Source organism: Pseudomonas sp. 4CAES_32.4 (genome assembly GCF_058136335.1).
In genome coordinates, this window is sequence record NZ_CM176882.1 from 6185169 (window position 1) to 6206562 (window position 21394).

A 21394-nucleotide genomic window follows, 5' to 3' on the forward strand; every position below is an offset into this window, starting at 1 on the left:
GATTGCCTCGCGAAGCTGAACGCAACCTGTCAGGCAAAAGCCCGAAACACTCTCTCGCTAGCCAGTAACACTTCAGCTGTGCAACATGGCGCGCGTGTCTCCACAAAACGGGAATTCCCTTTATGAAACGTTTTCTTAGCATCGCCATGGCGTTGTGCATCGGCCTGACGATGAGCCTCGACGCCAATGCCAAGCGCTTTGGTGGCGGCAAAAGCGCCGGCGCTGCGCCGTCGCACCAGACCAGCCAGATGGCTCCTTCTTCTCCAGGCGTGGGCGGTGCTGCTGCAACCGCGGGTGCTGCCGGTGCCGCAGGCGCTGCGGCCAAGGCCGGCGGTGCTTCGAAATGGCTCGGCCCTCTGGCCGGTATCGCCGCCGGTGGCCTGCTCGCGTCCATGTTCATGGGCGGCGGCTTCCAGGGCATGCAGATCTTCGACATCCTGATCATGGCCGTGATCGCGTTCGTGATCTTCCGCTTCATCGCCGCACGTCGACGCAAGCAGCAGGAGCAGTTCGCTCCGGCCGGCGCGCCGATGCAGCGTGAAGTGTTCGAGCAGAAGCCTGCTGCCATGGGTTCGATCTTCGGTGGTTCGGCTGCACCTGCTGCCGCTCGTCCGGTGATCAACGCGCCAGCCTGGTTCAACGAGCAGAGCTTCCTTGAAGCTGCACGCAGTCACTTCCAGTCGCTGCAGCAGCACTGGGATGCCAACGAAATGGACAAGATCGCCGAGTTCGTGACCCCGCAAATGCTTGAGTTCCTCAAGCGTGAACGTGCGGATCTGGGCGACGCATTCCAGTCGACCTACATCGATAACCTCCAGGTTCAACTGGATGGCGTGGATGACCGTGCCGACAAGACCATCGCCACCCTGACCTTCAACGGTGTGTCGAAGTCTTCGCGTTTCGACCAGGGCGAAGTGTTCAGCGAAAGCTGGAACATGGAACGTCCGCAGGGCGAGAACCAGCCTTGGCTGGTCGCCGGTATCCGCCAGAACGGCTGATCCCTTCGCACGTTTCACTTGCTGTAATAAAAACCCCAGCCTCGGCTGGGGTTTTCTATTTCGCGGTTGCATCTATAGCGAGCTACTGTATAAACCGGCCCATATAAACCGCGCCATTCAAGCAAGAGGATCCCGGACGTGGAAGAAATCATCGAACAACTGCGTGAAGCCAACGAACCCGTACCGGTTCCTTTGGAATTGCCTGACGAAGACCAATTGGTGGAAGTCGAAGAAGAACTCTTCATCAACATCCCGTTCGTCTTCAAAGAATTTTTGCTGACCGTCAGCGACGTGGTGTACGGCAGCCTGGAGCCGGTGACCGTCACCGACCCGCAATCGCACACCTATCTGCCGGATGTTGCGGCCAATGCCTGGGACATCGGCGTGCCGCGTGACCTGATCCCGATCTGCCAGGACGGTGAAAACTACTACTGCGTCGAAGAAGACGGCACCGTGGTGCTGTGGTCCGGCGAAGAAGAGCTGATCACCGAAGAATCCTGGGAATCGGTGTGGCACTGGGCGCGGGACGTCTGGCTGGAAAGCTGATCGGCCACACGCCCCGGCAGGTCAATGCCCCGACGACTCCTTGTGGTTGTCGAGGGTTTCCAGCAGCGCCACCTGCATCCGCGTGTGCACGCGGATGAACCAGCGCCAAAGCAGCGCCGCTACGGCGGCAGCGACCACGGCGATCAGCACCAGCAACTTGTTGGTCGGAAGAATACTGGCCGACAAGGCTGCCAACAGCAGGAAAATCACCAGCAGCGAGAGAATCGGGATCACCTCGGAGATCACCCGGCGCACTCGCTGCGTGTGCCGCCCGGCCATTTCCGGCTTCACGCCCATCTCTGCCAGCAGCATCGACAGCGCCTTGAGCTTGCGATAGGCCGCGATCAAGAACGGCAACGACACCAGCAGCGCCCCGCCCCAGATCAACGCCTTCTGCCAACTCGGATCGCTGATCCAGTCCTGCAGCCACATCGAGATGCGCTCGGCGAAATACGCGCCAGCAAAGAAGATCGCAATCACCAACGCCAGATTGACGCCGACCTGCAACAGGATCTTGCGGATGATCGACGCCAGCATCGCACCCTCGCCTTGCGGCTGAATGCTGCGCAGCCATTCGCCATACATGCCCAGCACGCGACCGAGAGGCTTGGGCACCGCCGCAGACAATTTGATCGACAGCGGGTCTGCCGCACGAATCAGATAGGGCGTCAGCAGCGTGGTAATCACCGACACGGCCACGGCGACCGGATAAAGGAAGTTACTGGTGACCTGCAAGGTCATGCCCAGCGCGGCGATGATGAAGGAAAATTCGCCAATCTGTGACAGCCCCATCCCCACGCGCAGTGAGGTGCGTCCGTCATTACCGGCGATAAACGCCCCGAGGCCGCAGGACAACATCTTGCCGAGTACCACGGCGACGGTGATCACCGCGATCGGCCACGCGTATTCGAGAAGGATCAGCGGGTCGAGCATCAGGCCGATGGCGACGAAGAAAATCGCGCTGAACAGGTCGCGAACCGGCTCGATCAGCCGTTCGATCTTTAGCAGTTGCCGCGACTCGGCCATGATTGCGCCGATCAGGAACGCGCCGAGCACCATGCTGTATTCAAGCTTGACCACCAGCAGGCAGAAGCCGAAACACAGGCCCAGCACGGTGATCAACAGCATCTCGTTGCTTTCGAATTTGGCGACGTAAGCCAGTAGACGCGGCACCAGCAGAATGCCGATGACCAGCGCGACGATCATGAACAGCGAGAGTTTGCCGACCGTGGAAAACACTTCGCCTGAGCTGACAGTGCCGCTGACGGCGATGCTCGATAGCAGCGCGATGATGCCGATGCCGAGGATGTCTTCGACGATCAGCACGCCGAAGATCAACTGCGCAAAGCGCTCGTTCTTCATCTTCAGGTCATTGAGCGCCTTGACGATAATGGTGGTCGAGGAGATCGCCAGAATCGCGCCGAGGAACAGCGAGTCCATGGTGTTCCAGTCGAACCAGCGGCCGATTTCGTAACCGATCCAGATCATCAGGACGATCTCGAGGAACGCCGCGATAAACGCTGTCGCGCCGACCTTGAACAGCTTGCGCAGGCTGAACTCCAGCCCGAGGCAGAACATCAGGAAAATCACTCCAAGCTCGGCGAGGGTCTTGATGGTTTCTTCGTCGTGAATCAGGCCGAACGGTGGCGTGTGCGGGCCGATGATGAAGCCGGCAACAATGTATCCCAGCACCACCGGTTGCTTGAAACGGTGGAACAACACGGTCACCACACCTGCGACCAACATGATCACTGCCAGGTCCTGAATAAAACTGATGGCATGCATGGCGTGGGCTCCTTGAATGACGAGGCTCGCGAGCAGACGTCTGAAAAGTCTGAGCGAGCGAAGTAAAAATCCGCTTTTCGTGTGGGAATTGCCCTTGGCGAGGGCTTTTGCAGGTTAACACCGCGACTTCCGCCTGAAAGGCGGTGCAATATATGGAAACAGATCGATCCCAGCGTGACGGCGGCCAGTCGCCCGGCGTCCCGATAACGGTGCTTTTGAAAAGCGACCAGGCACCCGCAGAGGTGCCTCCAGAAATCAGCCTTGATCCGTGAGAACGTTATGGAACCCGGAAACGCCCAGCTGTCGATGACGGTACTGATGACCCCCGACATGGCCAACTTCTCTGGCAATGTCCACGGCGGCACCCTGCTCAAATACCTCGACGAAGTGGCTTACGCCTGCGCAAGCCGTTATGCCGGCCGCTACGTGGTGACCCTGTCGGTGGATCAGGTGATTTTCCGCGAGCCGATTCATGTCGGCGAACTGGTGACTTTCCTCGCCTCGGTCAACTACACCGGCAACACCTCGATGGAAGTCGGCATCAAAGTGGTGACCGAAAACATCCGCGAACGCTCGGTGCGCCACACCAACAGCTGCTTCTTCACCATGGTCGCGGTGGATGACCAGCGCAAACCGGCCCCAGTGCCGCCGCTGCAACCGCAGAACAGCGAAGACAAACGCCGTTATATGCAGGCGCAGCAGCGCCGGCAGATTCGCCAGGAGCTGGAGAAGCGCTATCAGGAGATCAAGGGCGACGCCTGAGATCAAAAGCAAAAGATCGCAGCCTGCGGCAGCTCCTACAGGGTTTGATATTCCCATGTAGGAGCTGCCGCAGGCTGCGATCTTTTTTGAACGATAACGCGATTACAGACTGATCGACGTCGCCTCGAACTTCACCCGCGGATGCGCAATCCGATCCTGTGCCCGCACCAGCTGCAGCTCATAACTGGCGCACGCCTGAGTCTCCAGCAGCACTTCATGCACCGCCGCCGCCGTGAATTCGAAGGCCGCCACCAGGCTGTCGCCCAATAGCACCCGCGCCAAGAACAGGCCGGACGTCAGATCGCCCACACCCACTGGCTGACGCGGAAACGCCAGCAACGGACGGCGCAGATGCCAGCTACCGTCGGCTGTCACCAGCAACATCTCGAAGCCATCGGCCGGTTTGCCCGGATAATCCAGATGTTTGACCAGCACGGCTTTCGGCCCGCGCGCCAGTAATGCCCGCGCCATCGCCAGGCAATCGAACAGCGACTGCGGCTTGCGCCCGGAGAAGCTGTCCAGCTCCAACTGGTTCGGGCACATGATGTCGGCCACTGCAGCCGCTTCTTCCAGCAGGAAATCGCTGACCTCGGTCGGGACGCTGCAGCCCTTCTCCGGGTGGCCCATCACCGGATCACACAGATACAAAGCCTTTGGGTTGGCCGACTTGATGCGCTCGACACCACTGAGAATTGCCCGGCCCTGCGCCGCGCTGCCGAGATAACCGGACAGCACCGCATCGCAGTTGCCCAGCTCGCCAATCGCCGCAATGCCTTCGACCAGTTCAGGAATCTGCTGCGGCGCCAGCACTTCGCCTGCCCACTGGCCATACTGGGTGTGGTTGGAAAACTGCACAGTGTTAAGCGGCCAGACATTGACCCCGACCCGCTGCATCGGAAAAACCGCCGCGCTGTTGCCGGCGTGGCCGAACACGACGTGGGACTGAATGGCGAGCAGATGAGGCGTACGTTTCATTCGGGTCATTCCGTAAAACGATTGAAATTCAAGCCGCGCAGTATGCGACGAAACGCAGCCTGTACGACAGACCGGCGACGCAGTTAAGCTGACGCTATCTTTTGGAGTTTGATGTTGATGCTGACCCTCGAAAACATCTTTGTGCTGATACTGTTCGCCGCTGCCGGCGCGTGGCTATGGCACAACCACGGCCTGCGCGAGCGGGCGCTGGAGCGGGTCAAACAGCATTGTCTGAACGTGCGGGTCGAGTTGCTCGACGGCAACGTTGCACTGAAGAAGATCGGTTTCATCAAAGACGCCAACGGCCGCCGGCGACTGGCGCGGGTGTACAACTTCGAATTCACTGTGACCGGCGAAACCCGGCATAACGGCACCATCACCCAGTTTGGCGCGCACAGTGCGCAGATCGAACTGGCGCCCTACCCGGCCCCGTTTGACGATACGCCGCCAGTGGTTGAAGTGCACAAGCCGCGCGCCGAAGTCATTGAGCTGAGTCAGTGGCGGCAGGAACACACGAAGTGGAAGCCTTGAAAGATCAAAAGATCGCAACCTCCCGACACCCCGACAAACCCCGCTGCAGCTCATCGATGTTTTGCGCCTCGCCGAAGATCAGCTCGATCCGCGAATCCCTTCGCCACTCACTTACCTGCCAAATCAGCTCGGCGTTATCCAAAGCATTCGCAGACACCCAGCCCTGCGCGCAGTGGATAACCAGTTTCGCCCGCTGCCAATTGAGGCTGGCGAGCCAGTCAGCAATGCGCTGCGTGTTGAATATCTGCCCCGAATGCCAACGCCAACCGATACTCCAACCGCCCTCCTGCGCCTGACTCAGACAGATTGGCAACGTCGGATCGCTCCAGACCGCGGGCAATTGTCCTAATCCCTTGGGCACAGCCAAGTTATCCACAGCGCTGAGCGCTTTTGCGGCCAGTCCCGGCAGTTCGCTCAAGGGCATTTGCGCTTGCTGCGTCCAGATCAACGGCACTGGCGGCAACTGGCCGGCGATTTTCGCCCGGGCTGCATCATCAAGGTTTTCGGCCTTGTTCAACAGTAGCAAGCCAGCGGTTTCCAAGGCTTCATGTTGCGCTACCGGCAACGCTTTCCCCGCCTGAAGCACCTGAGCATCCAGCACCAGCACACACGGCTGAACCGCCAACACACCCAGCCACGGCGCCTCATTCAACTGCTTGAGCAACTGCGCCGGATGCCCCAGCCCTGACGGTTCGATGAACAGCCGATCAGGTCTCGCCTTGCGCAACAAACGCCCGAGGCCGATCTGAAACGGCGCGCCATTGACGCAACACAGGCAGCCCCCGGCCACTTCGCCCAGTGCGATACCATCCGCATCGCTGGTCAACAGCGCGGCGTCGAGGCCAATCTGGCCGAATTCGTTGATCAGCACCGCCCAGCGCTCGCCCGCTGGCCGCTGCGCCATGAGCTGGCGAATCAGACTGGTCTTGCCAGCGCCCAAAGGGCCAGCAATGACATGGGTGGGAATGTTCTGCAACATGGCCGAGAGCTTTCTTGGGAGATTCAAAGATGCGTGGGTTGGGATGGTCGTTGCTGTTGACGCTGCTGTCGAGCGAAGTGTGGGCCCAGGCTTGCGTGGTGCACAGCCAGGGCGAGCGGCTCGACGTCAAAGTCTGTCAGCAGAACCGCAATATTCCGCAGAAACTGTTCAACGACGGCTTCTGCCAGCCAACCCTGGCCGGGCAGAAAGTCGAGGTGCAATACGTCGATGAGTGCCCCAGCGGTGCGTTTGGCGTTTGCAGCAACGCGCAAGTCGCCAATATGCCTTATCGCCAGGACATCCACTATTACGGCGTGGCCACCGACACGGCGTATTTGAAACCGTATTGCGAGGGCCAGAGTCAGGGTTCGTGGCTCAAGCCTTGAGGCATCTTGGGGCGCTAGCCGAGCCAGTCGAGGGTGAGTATCAATCGACGCTCGCCAGCAGCCGGTTGTGGCGAGCGGTGAATCAGGCCGAAACCCTCATTGCCGTGCCATTTCTCGCCTTTCAGTAGGGCGACGTCACCGCTGTTGAGTTGCTGGATTTTTGCTTGCGGCTCGGCATTGGCCTGTCCCAGTTGCGTCCTGTCCATTGCGCCTTCCCTGAGCCATTGGCTGCCGACTCCGGCGTAGGTGGTGATCAGCCGTACCGGCACGTGATCGACGTGGAAAAGCGGGCACATGGCTTTATCCAGAACCCGCAGGCGCAGGCCGATCCGCTTGGCGCCCAGCAAACAGGCGAAGGCGCTGACCAGCCATTTCAGGTCGGCGACAAAGCCTTCGTAACCCTCGAGGTCACGGAAGCCTGAAGCCAGGCCGGTGAGATCGGGCTCCGCATCTTCGTTCGGCAACTCCAGGCACAACGATTCCGCCAACGGCTCGTTGAGCGACAGAAGCAATTGGGCGAAATCACTGATGTGCAACGGAAGTTGCCGCTGCCAAACGGCAAGGTTGGTGTCGTCGTCGAGAATTCGCGTCAGCGCTTTCGGCGTAGGGCCTTGATGCTGATGACGCGTGCGGTTTTGCTGCAGTTTGAGTGCGAGCATCAGGCAGCCTCTTCGTGCCAAGGGCCAAATGGATCCGGCAGCGATCGCCAACCCTCGACACCGAGGGCCATTTCCTCATCGGTCAGCAGACAGGTATCAAGTTCGGCAGAAAGCTGTAGGAAATCGATGTTCTGACCGATGAAAACCAATTCCTGACGGCAATCTCCTACGCTGGGCGTCCAGTTTTCCATGATCGCGGCGGTGCTTTCCTGATCCTGCGGCCACTGGTTCTTCGCCACGAAACGCCACCAGCGCCCGGCGAAACCATGGCGCATCAACCCGCCGGCCTGCGACCAGCTGCCAGCGTCTGTGGGCTTGCTCGCCAGCCAGAAAAAACCTTTGGAGCGCAGCAATTTTCCATTCCGCCATGGACGATCAATGAAGCTGAAGAAGCGTTGCGGGTGAAAGGGGCGGCGCGCGCGGTAGGCCGTGGAAGCGATGCCGTACTCGTCGGTTTCCGACACGTGCTCACCGCGTAACTCTTGCAGCCAGCCCGGTGCCTGGGCGGCTTTGTCGAAGTCGAAACGTCCGGTGTTGAGGATCTTCTCCAGCGGCACCTCGCCCATCACCATCGGAATGATTTCGGCTTGGGCATTGAGGCGTTTGAGGATGGCGACCAACTCTTCCCGTTCGGACTGGCTGATAAGGTCGATTTTGCTGATCAACAGCACGTCGGCGAACTCGATTTGTTCGATCAATAGGTCGGTGATCGAACGTTCATCTTCCTCGCCAAGAATCTCGCCACGGGAAGCGAGGCTCTCTGCGGCCTGGTAGCCAGGCAGGAAATTCATGCCGTCGACGACTGTGACCATGGTGTCGAGACGGGCGATGTCGGAGAGGCTTTGACCGTTTTCATCGCGGAAGGTGAAGGTTTCCGCGACGGGCAGCGGTTCGGAAATCCCGGTGGATTCGATCAGCAAATAGTCGAATCGACCCTCACGGGCGAGTTTGCTGACTTCTTCGAGCAAGTCTTCGCGTAACGTACAACAGATACAGCCGTTGCTCATCTCGACGATTTTTTCTTCTGCACGGTTCAGGCTGACATCACGCTGAACTTCGCTGCCATCGATGTTGATCTCACTCATATCATTGACGATTACCGCTACACGGAGGCCTTTGCGGTTACGTAGTACGTAATTCAAAAGTGTACTTTTTCCGGCGCCCAAAAATCCTGAAAGTACGGTGACGGGCAATTCGGCTGACATTGGATAATCCTCGTTAAAAGCGGCCGATCGGCGCTTTTGCTAGCGCCTGACGTTTATGCGCTTCTGACGAGGGTTCGCTGAAGGAAAAACGCTAAGAATCGGCCCGCTCAGGCTTGGTTCGGATTTATGTTATAGTATAACAACATTAATAAACCAGCCCTTCTCTTGTTCCGAGCGATAAACCGCAGGAAGCTGAGCCAACTCCAACCCGGAAATCGTGATGAAAACTGCGCTGAAATGCTCCCTGTTGGGCCTCGGCATGTTGATGTTCGGCGATGCCATGGCACAACTTCCGGCACTCGCAACCTGCACGCGCAGCGCCAACCTGCTCGCGTGCGCCGATGCCGATGGCAACACCTACAGCGTCAATACCATCGGCAGCACCCTTTACTTGCGCGGATTTGAAAAGAACGGCCAACGCTACTGGGCGCAAACCAACAGCCGTTTCGGTCAACTGACGTTCTTTACGGGCATCGCTTCGGACGGTGAAGCGTGGGTTGGCTATACCCGACGCGTCGGTTGGACGACCATCAACCGCTTTTCGAGCTCGGGCGGCAGCAGCGCAAAGTTCACTTGTAGCCGCATGACCGGCTGCTAGACACGCGCTTTCTGTTGTTCCTGGAGCCAAGCCAGATAACTGTCGATCGGTGGATTTTTTTCGAAATAGCGCTGCAACCCTTCGAACAGACCATTGGCCACGGCTTGTTGATGTCGCGCGGTGACCAGTCGCTGACTGTCGCGTGCGTTGGAAATGAAGCCAGTTTCCACCAGAATCGACGGCACATCTGGCGACTTCAGCACTGCAAATCCAGCTTGTTCCACGCGTTTCTGGTGCAGAGTGGTAATGCCAGCCAGACTGCCGAGCACTGTGTTGCCCAGCTGCAAACTCGCAGCGATTGTCGCGTTCATCGACATATCGAGAATCACCCCGGCGAGCATCGGATCCTTATCCTTGAGATTGAGAAGACTGGTAGCGCCGAGCAGATCCGCGCCGTTTTCTCGCTGCGCCATAAAGCGCGCCGTCGCCGAGGTAGCACCACTTTCAGACAGGCAATACACCGAGGCTCCCGAAGCCGTCAGCCGTGGCGCCGCATCGGCATGCACCGAGATGAACATGTCCGCTTTATGCTGACGGGCAATCGCCACACGCTTGCGCAAAGGCACGAAAAAGTCGTCATTGCGCACCAGTTTTACGTCGAATCCTTTCTCCTTTTTCAAGCGTTTGGCGAGTAGCTGAGCAATGGAAAGCACCACATCTTTTTCGCGCTCACCCTTCGCACCTACTGCACCTGGATCCTTTCCGCCGTGCCCCGGATCGATGACCACGATGATGTCGCGCTTGGGATGAGCGCCGATCCTGGGTGTTTCACGTGGAACCATTGAGGTTACTGGCGACGTTTTCGCACTGACTAAATCCAGAACCAACCGATGACTTTGGCCATCCTGCGGCGCCAAAAGGAAGCTGTTCAGCAGCACCGGATTGCTCAGATCGAGAACAATTCGCGTGTCTCCCGGACCGAAGGGCCCGGATCGAATCGACCGAATCACCGTGCCACTCAGTGCCAATTGACTGAAATTACTGCTCAGATTGGCACCGGACACATCAATGATCAGCCGCTCTGGAGCGCTGAGGGTGAAGGTTTTGTAGCGTACCGGCCCACTCAAATCGAACACCAATCGCAACTTTTCATCTGAGCGCCAAAGTCGTGCGCTGCGGATTTGCGTGGAGGAAGCACTGAAGGGAAGAGCAAAAGCCGCGCTGGCGAGAATCAGATTGAGCAGATGACGTCTGTGCATATGAAAACCTCTTCATGAAAAAGGCATCGTGGTTTGAATTGTTATAATGTAACATTCAAATCAATTAACACGATCGCCCCGAACATGAATTCGCTGACACTCCCGGATATCGCCGCGCAGTCCGCTCGCCAAGCCCTCCCACTTGAATGGGTGGGCATGCATGGCATTGCATTGCCTGTTTTGTTGGAAGGCCAACGTTTGACCGCCAAAGCGGATGCGGGGGTAAGTCTTGATGACGGCGAGGCGCGCGGCATTCACATGTCGCGACTTTATCTGGCCTTGGGCGCGCTCGAACAGCAGAGCCTTTCCCCTACTCTACTGCACCAAGTACTCGAACATTTTCTGGATAGCCACGACGGTTTATCCAACTGTGCCTACCTGAATATCCACACCGATCTTCTGCTGAAAAGACCTGCGTTGATCAGTCCATTGGCGGGTTGGAAATCCTATCCCGCGACCATTTCAGCCAGCCTGAAAAACAAAATGTTCCACGTGGAACTCAAAATTGAAGTGCCCTATTCCTCTACTTGTCCATGTTCCGCTGCCTTGGCGCGACAGTTGATCCAGCAACAATTCGTCGACGACTTCGCAAACAAAGCCCTTATGCATGCAGATGTTCTCGCTTGGCTTGGCTCGACCCAAGGCATCCTGGCCACTCCTCACAGCCAACGCAGCACCGCTCAGCTGCATCTACACCTCGACGAGTTCGTTGATGAATTACCCCTGAGCGTAATCATTAATGACGCGGAAGCGGCCCTCGGCACTGCCGTTCAAACCGCCGTAAAACGTGCGGATGAGCAAGCCTTCGCCCTCGCCAACGGGCAGAATCTGATGTTCTGCGAAGACGCTGCACGCCGGTTGAATCTCGCACTTCGCAGAACGCCCGGCATTAATCAATTCCACCTACGCGTGATCCACGCCGAAAGCCTGCACGCCCATGACGCCGTCGCTGAAAGCCACTGGCAGCGTGAGCAAGCATGATTCGCTGCCAATCGCTGAGCTGGGGCGCGCCCGGCCAACCACTGACCACGCCGCTAGATCTGGAATTAGAAAGCGGAAGCATGACGGCCATCATCGGCGCCAACGGCTGCGGCAAGAGCAGCCTTTTGAAAGTCATTGCAGGGCTGCAAAAACCTCTGGCAGGCAGAGTCAGTCTGAGTGTTCCACGCCAAAGCGGATTGTCATTCCTCCCCCAGCAACAGCACCTCGACCGCCAGTTCCCCATCAGTCTCGGAGAGTTGATCGCCGCCGGGTTCTGGGGACGTCGACTCTCAACCCAACTGCGTGCGCAACGCCTGAAAGACGCTCTGGAAAACTGGCACCTGAGCGGACTCGAGCACCGCCCGCTCATGGCCTTGTCCGGCGGCGAATTACAACGCGCCATGCTCGCCCGCTTGAGTCTGACCGACGCCGCGGTTCTGCTCCTCGACGAACCCCATGCCGCCCTCGATGAACTTGGCCAGCAACTGCTCTGGCAACACATTCACGCCTGGCACAACGAAGGCCGAACACTTGTAATCGTTTGCCATGACCTCGCCGCCGTACGCCATCACATCCCGCAAACCTTGCTGATTAAAAACCGCGAATGCGTGTACGGCGCCAGCGTTGAACTGATCCAGCAAACCCCTCACACGCAGGTGGCCTGATGCTCGCCGTCACCCACTTGTGGCAGCCGTTCAACGAATTTGTGTTCATGCGCCGTGCCCTGCTGGGTGGTGTGGTGTTGGCCTGCAGCACCGCGCCTTTGGGGGTGTTTTTGATCCTGCGACGGATGAGCCTGATCGGTGACGCCGTCGCCCACGGCATCCTCCCGGGCGCCGCATTGGGATTCTGGTTCGCTGGCCTGAGTCTTCCCGCACTGACACTCGGCGGTCTCGGAGCCGGATTGAGCATGGCCGGTCTTGCTGCCTGGATTACCCGCCGCACCGGTCTGCGCGAAGACGCTAGCCTTGCCGCGATCTACCCGATCTCCCTCGCTAGTGGTGTGCTGATTCTCGGTATCGCCGGCAAACGCCTCGACCTCCTTCACCTGCTGTTCGGCTCGGCATTGGCTGTCGACGGCCCGACGCTCACCGGCATGTTGTGGGTCTCGGGATTCAGCCTGATGGCCATGGCGCTGATCTACAAACCACTGCTGCTGGACACCCTCGACCCACTGTTCCTGCGAACCGTCAGCCGACTCGGCCCACTTGCCCACGGCGTATTCCTGACTTTGGTGGTGCTCAATCTGGTGATCGGTTTCCAGGCGATCGGCGCGCTGATGGTCGTCGGCCTGATGATGCTCCCCGCCGCAGCTTCGCGATTCTGGAGCCGCCGCCTGCCAATCCTGATTGGCATCGCCGCGGTCATCGGTTGCCTCTCGGTATGGTTCGGCTTGTTGCTGTCGTTCTACTACTCGCTGCCCAGCGGCCCAGCCATCGTGCTGGTCGCCGGCGTCGGCTATCTGCTGTCGGTGGTGTTCGGGCCGGTTCACGGTTTGTTACGCCGCCCGCCTTTGCTCACATCCCAATGAGGTGTTTCCCGATGCGCGCTCTACTCGTGCTGTTCAGCTTATTGCTCTCGATGTCATTGTCGGCGGCGGAAAAATTACCGGTGGTGACCAGCTTCAGCATCCTCGCCGACATGGTGCAACAGGTCGGCGGTGAGCATATCCAGATCACCAACATGGTCGGCCCCGACGCTGACGCACACACCTACGAGCCGACACCGGACGATGCCAAAGCCTTGCTTGGCGCAAAGTTGATCATCAAGAACGGTCTCGGATTCGAGCCGTGGCTGGATCGGCTGGTGACCAGCACCGAGACCAAAGCCACCGTCATCAGTGCCAGCCATGGCGTGATTCCCCGCTCGCTGGATGAGGACGGTGAGACCGTTCCCGACCCGCACGCCTGGCACAATCTGGCGAACGCCGAGTTGTACGTGGCGAACATCACCAAGGCACTGGTCGCCGCCGACCCGGCAAACAAAGCCGACTACGAGCGCAACAGCAAAACCTATCTGAAGCAGATCTACGCCCTGCTCGCCGAAGCCAAAACCAAACTCGGTTCGTTGCCACCGGGCAACCGCAAGATCGTTACCAGCCACGATGCGTTTGGTTACCTCGGTCAGGCCTACGGCATTGACTTCATGGCGCCCCAAGGTTTGTCCACCGAGCGCGAACCTTCGGCCGCGGAAGTCGCTGCGCTGATCACACAAATTCGCCAGGCCAAGGTCAAAGCGGTGTTCATGGAAAACATCAAGGACGCGCGCCTGCTCAAGCAGATTGCCGATGAAAGCGGCGCGCACATCGGCGGCACGCTGTACTCGGATGCGCTCGCCACGAATGGTCCGGCCAGCACTTTCACCGGCCTGTTCGAATACAACCTCAACACCCTTTATGACGCGCTGAGCCGACCATGATCCGCAAGAATCCTTCAGGTGATTTGCCACAGATCGCCGAGTCGGCCTACGTCGATAAAACCGCAATCATCTGCGGCAAAGTGGTGATTGGCGAGAACGTCTTCGTCGGCCCCTACGCAGTCATCCGCGCCGACGAAGTGGATGGCTCGGGCGAAATGGAACCGATCACCATCGGCGCCAATTCGAACATCCAGGACGGCGTGGTGATTCACTCCAAATCCGGCGCGGCAGTCACCATTGGCGAATTCACGTCCATCGCGCACCGCTCGATCGTGCATGGCCCGTGCGTGGTCGGCGACCGCGTGTTCATCGGTTTCAACAGCGTGTTGTTCAACTGCGTGGTCGGTGACGGCTGTGTAGTGCGGCACAACTCGGTGGTCGATGGCCGGGATTTGCCCGACGCGTTTTACGTGCCCTCCACCACCCGCATCGGCCCGAACACTGACCTCTCGCAATTCCCGCCGGTGAGTGTCAGCGCCTCGGAGTTTTCCGAAGACGTGGCGCGTACCAATGTCGATCTGGTGCGTGGCTACAAAGCCTTGCAGAACGAGTTCTGAACCATGAGCAGCGTGCTGATTCGCAACGCCAGACTGGTTAACGAGGGACGCGAGTTCGACGGCGATCTGTTGGTCAGCAACGGTCGCATCGTCAAAATTGCGCGAAGCATTGAAGGTGAAAACGCCACGGTAGAAATCGACGCCAACGGCCAATGGTTGCTGCCGGGGATGATCGATGACCAGGTGCATTTTCGTGAGCCGGGTGCGCCGGCCAAGGGCAGCATTCACACCGAGTCGCGCGCGGCAGTTGCCGGCGGCATCACCAGCTTCATGGACATGCCCAACACCAATCCCGCCACGCTGACCCTCGAAGCGCTGGCCGATAAAAAACGTCGGGCGGCGATCAACTCAGTGGCCAATTACGGCTTTCACTTTGGCGTAAGTCGGGACAACCTCGACACGGTGGCCGCGCTCAATCCGTGCGAAGTGGCTGGGGTGAAAGTGTTCATGGGCGCGTCGACCGGCAATATGTTGGTGGATGATCCGCAGATCCTCGAGCGACTGTTTGCCGAGGTGCCGACAATCCTGTTGGCCCACTGCGAACACACGCCGAGCATCGACGCCAACGCCGCCAATCTGCGCGAGCTGTTCCGTGAACGCATCCCGCCCGCCGCTCACCCACTGATTCGCAATGCCGAGGCATGTTATCGCTCCTCTTCATTGGCCGTGGAGCTCGCCAAACGTCACGGCACGCGCCTGCACGTTTTGCACCTCACCACTGCTCAAGAGCTGGCATTGTTCGAGGACAAACCGCTGGCGCAGAAACGCATCACCGCTGAAGTCTGCCTGCACCACTTGTTGTTCGATGATCGTGATTACCCAAGCCTCGGCAACCTGATCAAATGCAACCCGGCGATCAAGACTCAGAACGATCGCGATGCCCTGCGTGAAGCATTGAACAGCAATCGGCTGGATGTCATTGGCAGCGATCACGCCCCGCATACCTGGGAAGAAAAGCAGGGTCCCTATCCGCATGCACCTTCTGGGTTGCCTTTGGTGCAGCATGCGTTGCCGGCGCTGATGGAGCTGGTTGCAGACGGTGTTCTACCGATCACGACGCTGGTGGCAAAGACGAGCCATCGCGTCGCGGATCTGTTTGCGATTCCGGATCGGGGTTATTTACGTGAAGGGTATTGGGCGGATCTGGTGTTGGTGGAGCCGCAGACAATGGAAGTTGATCGGCAACCGATTCTGTCGCAGTGCGGATGGACGCCGTTTGCCGGGCGTAGCTTTCGGCATCGGGTGAGCACGACGGTTGTGTCGGGGCAGATTGCCTGGCGCGAGGGTCGGGTGAATGAGGGTTGTCGCGGGTTGGCGCTGAGGTTTATGCGCTGAATTCGAGGACGCCATCGCTAGCAGGGCTAGCTCCCACATTGGACGTTTTCCTGTGGGAGCCAGCCCTGCTGGCGAGGCATTTTAGGCGCGGGGTTTAACCGCGCCGCAATCCTGGCCGAGCCACACCGCGCGCGTCTCTAGGCTGCCCTTCTGGTTAATCCCGATGGCGTTGAACGTGCCGTTGGCCACGGTGGTGAACTCGCGGTCACTGAGGAAAGTCGCCACCCCGGTGCCCTGCGCTTTCGGGCAACTGAAGCGGAATTTCCACTGGTTGCCGGTGCGCTCGGTGATCTGCTGTTTGCAGCCCGATTGCGGATCGGCCAGCGGGATATCGTTGGTCGCCACTTGTTCAGGCGTCAGGCAGGCACGGATGCCCTTGCCGCCGATATTGATGCCGTTCTTCTCCAACGCTGCGCGCTGTTGCGGGGTCATCTGCCCTTGCAACTGACCGAGGATCGATTGCACATCCATCGGCTGGTCATCGACCTTGACGTTGCTCGATGTCATTTCCCACAGCCCCGGCTGCAGCATCTGCGCTTGCGCAATCACCGGCAATGCCAAACCCAGGCCCAGCGCCAAACTCAGCAGACGAACGTTCATCGAAAAACTCCTGATCAGTAGTGGCCGTTAGACGTCGGCCGGTTGCTTCGGTTCATGCGCCAATTAAATAGCGACATTCGCGACAGAACATGGTCTGTTAAGCATTGAATCTTCCGGAGCAAGGCTGCCCCATGGATTATTTTGGACCGCATATTTTCGGTTATCTGATTGCCCTGATACACACCCTCGGCTTGATCGCCGCCGTGCATGCGGTGCTCACCGTACGCACGGCACAAGGCTCGATCGCCTGGGCATTGTCGCTGATCTTCATTCCTTACCTCACGCTAATTCCGTACCTGGTGTTTGGCCGCAGTACCTTCGATGGTTATATCAAGTCGCGCCGCCAGGCCAACGAACAAATGCGCCAGGCCATCTCTGAACTGAACTGGCGCCCCTGGGTAGAAGAAGCCTTGGCCGCGCGGGCCTCGAACGCTTATGCGTCGTTGCGGGCCATGCCCAAACTGGGCCGCATGCCCTGCCTGGCCAACAACGAAGTGCAACTGCTGGTGAACGGCACCGCCACATTCGAGGCGATTTTCCATGCCATCGATCAGGCGAAACAAGCGGTGTTGATCCAGTTCTTCATCATCCACGATGACCGGCTCGGCCAGCGTCTGCGCGATCTGCTGCTGAAGAAAGCCGCCGAAGGCGTGACCATTCACCTGCTCTACGATCGCATTGGCAGTCATGCCCTGCCCCACAGCTACGTGCAGGCGCTGCGTGATGGCGGTATCGAGGTCAAAGCTTTTGCCACCCGCAGCGGCTGGCTCAACCGCTTTCAGGTCAACTTCCGCAACCATCGCAAGATCGTCGTGGTTGATGGCGTGGTCGGTTTTGTCGGCGGGCACAACGTCGGCGACGAATACATGGGCGAGAAACCACCGCTGGCACCGTGGCGCGATACTCACATCAAGGTGCGCGGCCCGGTCGTAGCGTGCATGCAGGAATCCTTTGCCGAAGACTGGTTCTGGGTGGCGCGCACGCTGCCGCCATTGATTCTGCCGGACGAGTACCCGGAAGACGGCGTGCTCTGCCAGTTGCTCGCCAGTGGCCCGGCAGACGCCTACGAAACCTGTTCGCTGTTTTTCGTCGAAGCGATCCATGCGGCCACCGAACGCGTGTGGATCACCAGCCCCTATTTCATCCCCGATGAAGCTGTGTTCGCCGCACTGCGACTGGCCGTGCTGCGCGGCGTGGATGTCCGTCTACTGCTGCCCTCGCGACCCGATCACCGCATCGTCTATGCCGCTTCCAGTCTTTACGCGTTTGAAGCGGTGCGCGCAGGCGTGCGGGTGTTCCGCTATGAACCCGGTTTCCTGCATCAGAAGGTGGTGTTGATCGACAGCGAAATCAGCGCGATCGGCAGCGCCAATCTGGACAACCGTTCATTCCGCTTGAATTTCGAAGTGATGCTGCTGACCGTCGACAGCGACTTTGCTGCCAGTGTGGAACAGATGCTCAATCAGGATTTCGAGCACGCCTATGAAGTGGCCAAAGAAGAAAGCCGGGAGATCCACCGCCTGCAACAAGTCGGCATGCGGATCGCCCGGCTGATTTCTCCGATTCTCTGAAGCCCTCCCGCGATTGGTGGCTTCAGCACGAATCAAGGGTTATAGATATCGTCGCGAGTCCACGGCAGTTCATGGCTGCCGTCCGGATGCGCTTTCACCGCCAGGATCTGATGCAGGTTGATCCAGCCGCGTGCAAAGGCGTAAGCACAACCGGCCAGGTACAAACGCCAGATGCGCAGCGCCTGATCCGGAACCAGTTTGCCAGCGGCTTCAAGGTTGTCCTCCAGTCGCTCGCTCCAGTGATCCAGCGTGCGTGCGTAGTGCAGGCGCAGGCTTTCGACGTCGACAATCTCCAGCCCAGCTTCGCTGATCTCTGCTGAAATCATCGACAGGTGCGGTAACTCGCCGTTGGGGAACACGTACTTCTCGATGAAATCCCCGGCACCGCGTCCTACTGGACGGCCATCGGTGTGCTTGGCGGTGATGCCGTGGTTCATCACCAGACCGCCCTCCTTCACCGCGCCGAACAGGGTTTTACAGTACTCGGCCAGATTGGCGTGGCCGACGTGTTCGAACATGCCGACGCTGACCACCTTGTCGAAGCGCCCGTCCTGGGGCAGATCACGGTAGTCGAGCAGTTGCAGTTCGATTTGGTCTTCCAGGCCCTCGGCTTTGACTCGCTCGCGCGCCAGTTCCAGTTGTTCCTTGCTCAGGGTGATACCGAAGACTTTCGCGCCGAACTCTCGCGCGGCATACCGCGCCAGACCGCCCCAACCACAACCGACATCCAGCAGATAGTCGCCCGGCTGCAAACGCAGCTTGCGGCACAAATGACGGAACTTGGCTTGTTGCGCCTGCTCCAGGGTTTCGCTGCCCGTTTCGAAATACGCGCAGGAATACGCCATGTCGCTGTCCAGCCAGAGCTGGTAGAACGCATTGGAAAGGTCGTAATGGTAGGAGATGGCTTTGGCGTCGGTTTCCTTGTCGTGCAAGGCCCTCACCGGCTGATTGTCGTCATCGTCACCGAGCAACGCGTTGCTCAATTCGTCGCAAACCCGGATGACCTCGCTGATCGAGCCCTCCAGTTCCAGCTTGCCTTCAACGAATGCCGCTCCGAGCGCATCGAGGCTTGGATGGGTGAACTGGGTGACCATCTGCGGGTCCTTGACCACGATGGTGACGCTGGGCGTCGGCCCCAGATTGAACTCATGGCCGTCCCAGAGTCGCAGGCGAAGCGGAAGCTGCAGATTCTGTAAGGCCGGTGGAAGTTGCGCGAGCATGGAAAATCCCCCTTGTTTCAGACGTCAGATCTGAGGGTAGACCATCCTAGAAAAATAGCAGGCTATCGATTTGATTAGCCGCATCTATCGTTGCAGACGCTCCAACAAGCCTTCCTGAACCCACTGTTTCAACCACGTAACAGCCTGCAGTGGCGCGTCCTCACCATAAATGACTGCTAACTCAGCACACAGTTCGGAGAAATTCCAGCCATCATTCAACAACCCATTCAACGCATTCGCCTCAGCGCTTTCCAGACTGCGGTAGTTGCACACCAACTCGTTACGCGAGATCACCCAGACCTGGGATGTTTCGAGTGCCACGCTGTGCGGGAAATCCGCTTCGTCCTTTACCGCGCGCCAGATCGCGACGCTGTTGAATTCGCACGCCAGCCATTGCAGCGAAGGCGTCGGTTTGAACTGCAAAGTCGGCCACTCTTCCGGCGCCAGTGTCGCCATCGCATTGATCGTCAGCGGCGCGCCGGCCGGGGAATCGAACGCCAGGGTGAATGCCCACTCCAGCGCTGCCAGTTCAGCCAACGGCGCACTTTGCTCGGGCACCAGATGCTCGCGGATAAATGCTTCAAAACCTTTGCCCAGCCAACGCAGGCTGTAATGCGCCGACGGGTATTGGCGGATATACGCGGTGGCGAGCAGATCGAATTCTTCATCGCCCATCCAATAATGAATGGCCGGGAAATCGTGGCTCAGCACTTCCAGCAAACGCGCCGTGTAAGCGTTGTGATAAATCGCCAAGCCCGTACCGACGTCGAGCGTCGGCCCACCGATCAGGCTGTCGGCCAAGGCGCTATCCGCCGGCGCGGCATCCAGCAGAAACGTTTCGAACGCCAGTTGCCATTCCTTCAAGCGCATTGCTGTCTCCCGGCCAGAACCGTGTCACCCAACTCGCGGGCCTTGTGCAGTTCGGCGAGCAGTTCTTCGAACGGCGGGAAGTGATCATCGCGTTCCAGCAACGTCGCCACCGGGCCGATGTGTTCCAGCGTGCGCTGGTACAGCGCCCAGACCGGATCGCTCACCGGATGGTCGTGGGTGTCGATGACGTAATCGCCGTAATCGTTGTGTCCGGCCAGATGCAGTTGACGCACTTTTTCTGTCGGCAATCCTTGAATGAACGCCCACGGATCGAAGCCGTGATTGCGCGAACTGACGTAGACATTATTAACGTCGAGCAACAACTCGCAGCCGCTCTCCCGGCTCAGGGTCGCGAGAAATTCCCATTCGGTGAACTCGTCCGACGCGGCGCGCACATAGCTGGAGACATTCTCCAACACCAGCGGCCGCTGCAACACATCCTGAACCTGGGCCACACGGCCGGCGATGTATTCGAGGCTTTCTGCGGTATAGGGCAGCGGCAACAAGTCGTGCAACTGATGGGCGTTGCCACGGCTCCAGCACAGGTGATCGGAGACCCATGCCGGTTTGACCCGATCGGCCAGTTGCTTGAGTTGTTTGAGATAGTCCGGATCGAGGGCATGCGGCCCGCCGATGGACAAGGACACGCCGTGCATTACCAGCGGATAGCGTTCGGCGATGGCATCCAGGTAATACAGAGCCTTGCCGCCCTGCACCATGAAATTTTCCGAGACCACTTCGAACCAGTCCACATCGGGCGACTGTTCGAGGATCTGCTGATAATAAGCGCTGCGCAGTCCCAGGCCGTAGCCGAGGAAAGCATGAGAAACAGGCATAAGCGACCTCCTGATAAAAAGTGGCCGCAGTGGCGTCAACCACTGCGGCGGCACTTGCCGGTCAGTTACTCGCCGACCTTGCCACCTGCTTTTTCGCAAGCCGCTTGAGTCATCGCCTTGAAGCCCTGGCCTTTGCAGGAGCCCATGCCTTTGCAGGCGTGGTCTTTGGTTTTGCAGTCGTTCTGGCCTTTGCAGCCATTCACGCCATAACAGTGAACATTGGCATCGGCAGCCATCGCGTTGGTGGCAACACCGGCAAACATCGTGGCGGCGGCCAACGCGAGAGCGGCACCAGCAGCAGCGGATTTAATGGTCATTTTTCTTATCCTCGGTAATCGTCAGGGGTGTCGGCTGGAAGGTTGTTCAGTCCCGACATAGCACTA

General features: G+C 58.9%; 24 protein-coding genes. 13 read left to right on the forward strand and 11 right to left on the reverse strand.

Going from position 1 to position 21394, the window contains the following annotated elements:
• Positions 1 to 122 precede the first annotated feature (122 nt).
• Positions 123 to 998, forward strand: coding sequence for a Tim44 domain-containing protein (locus AC3Y64_RS27960; RefSeq protein ID WP_489985937.1), 876 nt, complete (start codon positions 123 to 125; stop codon positions 996 to 998).
• A 138-nt stretch (positions 999 to 1136) separates the two neighbouring features.
• Entirely contained in the window at positions 1137 to 1544 is a 408-nt protein-coding gene (locus tag AC3Y64_RS27965) for an SMI1/KNR4 family protein (RefSeq protein WP_008078852.1), read from the forward strand.
• 21 nt (positions 1545 to 1565) lie between these two features.
• On the opposite strand, the gene AC3Y64_RS27970 is transcribed toward AC3Y64_RS27965, so the two are convergent.
• Positions 1566 to 3329: a cation:proton antiporter gene (locus AC3Y64_RS27970; protein WP_489985938.1), complete on the reverse strand. Its 1764-nt coding sequence runs from the start codon at positions 3327 to 3329 to the stop codon at positions 1566 to 1568.
• Positions 3330 to 3608: 279 nt separating this feature from the next.
• On the opposite strand from AC3Y64_RS27970, the gene AC3Y64_RS27975 reads away from it, so the two are divergent.
• Positions 3609 to 4091: an acyl-CoA thioesterase gene (locus AC3Y64_RS27975; protein WP_041073853.1), complete on the forward strand. Its 483-nt coding sequence runs from the start codon at positions 3609 to 3611 to the stop codon at positions 4089 to 4091.
• Between the two features lie 102 nt (positions 4092 to 4193).
• Here the strand turns inward: AC3Y64_RS27975 and pdxY are convergent, their stop codons facing one another.
• A complete protein-coding gene (gene pdxY, locus AC3Y64_RS27980) occupies positions 4194 to 5066 on the reverse strand; it encodes a pyridoxal kinase PdxY (RefSeq protein WP_489985939.1) in 873 nt (290 codons plus the stop codon).
• A gap of 117 nt (positions 5067 to 5183) precedes the next feature.
• Between pdxY and AC3Y64_RS27985 the strand changes: the two genes are divergently transcribed.
• Complete coding sequence (locus AC3Y64_RS27985; protein WP_026000521.1) at positions 5184 to 5597, forward strand: DUF3301 domain-containing protein; 414 nt, start codon at positions 5184 to 5186, stop codon at positions 5595 to 5597.
• A gap of 4 nt (positions 5598 to 5601) precedes the next feature.
• Here AC3Y64_RS27985 and AC3Y64_RS27990 read toward each other — a convergent pair whose 3' ends face one another.
• Positions 5602 to 6576: a CobW family GTP-binding protein gene (locus AC3Y64_RS27990; RefSeq protein ID WP_489985940.1), complete on the reverse strand. Its 975-nt coding sequence runs from the start codon at positions 6574 to 6576 to the stop codon at positions 5602 to 5604.
• A gap of 29 nt (positions 6577 to 6605) precedes the next feature.
• On the opposite strand from AC3Y64_RS27990, the gene AC3Y64_RS27995 reads away from it, so the two are divergent.
• The gene (locus AC3Y64_RS27995) at positions 6606 to 6962 is read left to right on the forward strand and encodes an NADH:ubiquinone oxidoreductase (protein WP_489985941.1); all 357 of its coding nucleotides are present in this window, start codon (positions 6606 to 6608) and stop codon (positions 6960 to 6962) included.
• A 14-nt stretch (positions 6963 to 6976) separates the two neighbouring features.
• Here AC3Y64_RS27995 and AC3Y64_RS28000 read toward each other — a convergent pair whose 3' ends face one another.
• Both AC3Y64_RS28000 and zigA read right to left on the reverse strand, forming a co-directional pair.
• Complete coding sequence (locus AC3Y64_RS28000; RefSeq protein WP_489985942.1) at positions 6977 to 7621, reverse strand: DUF1826 domain-containing protein; 645 nt, start codon at positions 7619 to 7621, stop codon at positions 6977 to 6979.
• A complete protein-coding gene (zigA, locus tag AC3Y64_RS28005; protein ID WP_489985943.1) occupies positions 7621 to 8826 on the reverse strand; it encodes a zinc metallochaperone GTPase ZigA in 1206 nt (401 codons plus the stop codon). Before zigA ends, AC3Y64_RS28000 begins: the two co-directional genes overlap by 1 nt.
• A 220-nt stretch (positions 8827 to 9046) precedes the next feature.
• On the opposite strand from zigA, the gene AC3Y64_RS28010 reads away from it, so the two are divergent.
• Positions 9047 to 9424: a glutamine synthetase gene (locus tag AC3Y64_RS28010; RefSeq protein ID WP_489985944.1), complete on the forward strand. Its 378-nt coding sequence runs from the start codon at positions 9047 to 9049 to the stop codon at positions 9422 to 9424.
• Here AC3Y64_RS28010 and AC3Y64_RS28015 read toward each other — a convergent pair.
• Positions 9421 to 10623, reverse strand: coding sequence for an N-acetylmuramoyl-L-alanine amidase (locus AC3Y64_RS28015; protein WP_489985945.1), 1203 nt, complete (start codon positions 10621 to 10623; stop codon positions 9421 to 9423). The two genes, AC3Y64_RS28010 and AC3Y64_RS28015, sit on opposite strands and share 4 nt — an antisense overlap.
• An 84-nt stretch (positions 10624 to 10707) precedes the next feature.
• Here AC3Y64_RS28015 and folE2 point away from each other — a divergent pair, with 84 nt between their 5' ends.
• The 6 genes from folE2 to AC3Y64_RS28045 are packed head-to-tail and all read left to right on the forward strand — an operon-like array spanning position 10708 to position 15914.
• Positions 10708 to 11604 (forward strand): GTP cyclohydrolase FolE2, encoded by an 897-nt coding sequence (gene folE2 / locus AC3Y64_RS28020; protein WP_489985946.1) that lies wholly within the window; start codon positions 10708 to 10710, stop codon positions 11602 to 11604.
• On the forward strand, positions 11601 to 12269 hold the full coding sequence (locus AC3Y64_RS28025) for a metal ABC transporter ATP-binding protein (RefSeq protein ID WP_489985947.1): 669 nt from the start codon (positions 11601 to 11603) through the stop codon (positions 12267 to 12269). The genes folE2 and AC3Y64_RS28025 overlap by 4 nt, the downstream gene beginning before the upstream one ends.
• Positions 12269 to 13135, forward strand: coding sequence for a metal ABC transporter permease (locus AC3Y64_RS28030; RefSeq protein ID WP_489985948.1), 867 nt, complete (start codon positions 12269 to 12271; stop codon positions 13133 to 13135). Before AC3Y64_RS28025 ends, AC3Y64_RS28030 begins: the two co-directional genes overlap by 1 nt.
• Before the next feature lie 11 nt (positions 13136 to 13146).
• Positions 13147 to 14022, forward strand: coding sequence for a metal ABC transporter substrate-binding protein (locus tag AC3Y64_RS28035; RefSeq protein ID WP_489985949.1), 876 nt, complete (start codon positions 13147 to 13149; stop codon positions 14020 to 14022).
• A complete protein-coding gene (locus AC3Y64_RS28040; RefSeq protein ID WP_489985950.1) occupies positions 14019 to 14579 on the forward strand; it encodes a gamma carbonic anhydrase family protein in 561 nt (186 codons plus the stop codon). Before AC3Y64_RS28035 ends, AC3Y64_RS28040 begins: the two co-directional genes overlap by 4 nt.
• 3 nt (positions 14580 to 14582) lie before the next feature.
• Positions 14583 to 15914 carry a dihydroorotase gene (locus AC3Y64_RS28045; RefSeq protein WP_489985951.1) on the forward strand — a complete coding sequence of 444 codons (1332 nt, stop codon included), beginning with the start codon at positions 14583 to 14585 and terminating at the stop codon, positions 15912 to 15914.
• An 81-nt stretch (positions 15915 to 15995) separates the two neighbouring features.
• Here AC3Y64_RS28045 and AC3Y64_RS28050 read toward each other — a convergent pair whose 3' ends face one another.
• Positions 15996 to 16514: a DUF3617 domain-containing protein gene (locus AC3Y64_RS28050; protein ID WP_158955422.1), complete on the reverse strand. Its 519-nt coding sequence runs from the start codon at positions 16512 to 16514 to the stop codon at positions 15996 to 15998.
• A 131-nt stretch (positions 16515 to 16645) separates the two neighbouring features.
• On the opposite strand from AC3Y64_RS28050, the gene cls reads away from it, so the two are divergent.
• A complete protein-coding gene (cls, locus tag AC3Y64_RS28055) occupies positions 16646 to 18085 on the forward strand; it encodes a cardiolipin synthase (protein WP_489985952.1) in 1440 nt (479 codons plus the stop codon).
• Between the two features lie 32 nt (positions 18086 to 18117).
• On the opposite strand, the gene cfaB is transcribed toward cls, so the two are convergent.
• From cfaB to bufA2, 4 genes are all read right to left on the reverse strand, one after another.
• Positions 18118 to 19305, reverse strand: coding sequence for a C17 cyclopropane fatty acid synthase CfaB (cfaB, locus tag AC3Y64_RS28060; protein ID WP_158955426.1), 1188 nt, complete (start codon positions 19303 to 19305; stop codon positions 18118 to 18120).
• 84 nt (positions 19306 to 19389) lie between these two features.
• Entirely contained in the window at positions 19390 to 20175 is a 786-nt protein-coding gene (locus tag AC3Y64_RS28065) for an HvfC/BufC family peptide modification chaperone (RefSeq protein ID WP_489985953.1), read from the reverse strand.
• Complete coding sequence (gene bufB / locus AC3Y64_RS28070; RefSeq protein ID WP_489985954.1) at positions 20166 to 21011, reverse strand: MNIO family bufferin maturase; 846 nt, start codon at positions 21009 to 21011, stop codon at positions 20166 to 20168. The genes AC3Y64_RS28065 and bufB overlap by 10 nt, the downstream gene beginning before the upstream one ends.
• Positions 21012 to 21076: 65 nt before the next feature.
• Positions 21077 to 21328, reverse strand: a complete 252-nt coding sequence (gene bufA2 / locus AC3Y64_RS28075; protein WP_158955432.1) for a BufA2 family periplasmic bufferin-type metallophore — start codon at positions 21326 to 21328, stop codon at positions 21077 to 21079.
• Positions 21329 to 21394: the final 66 nt, after the last annotated feature.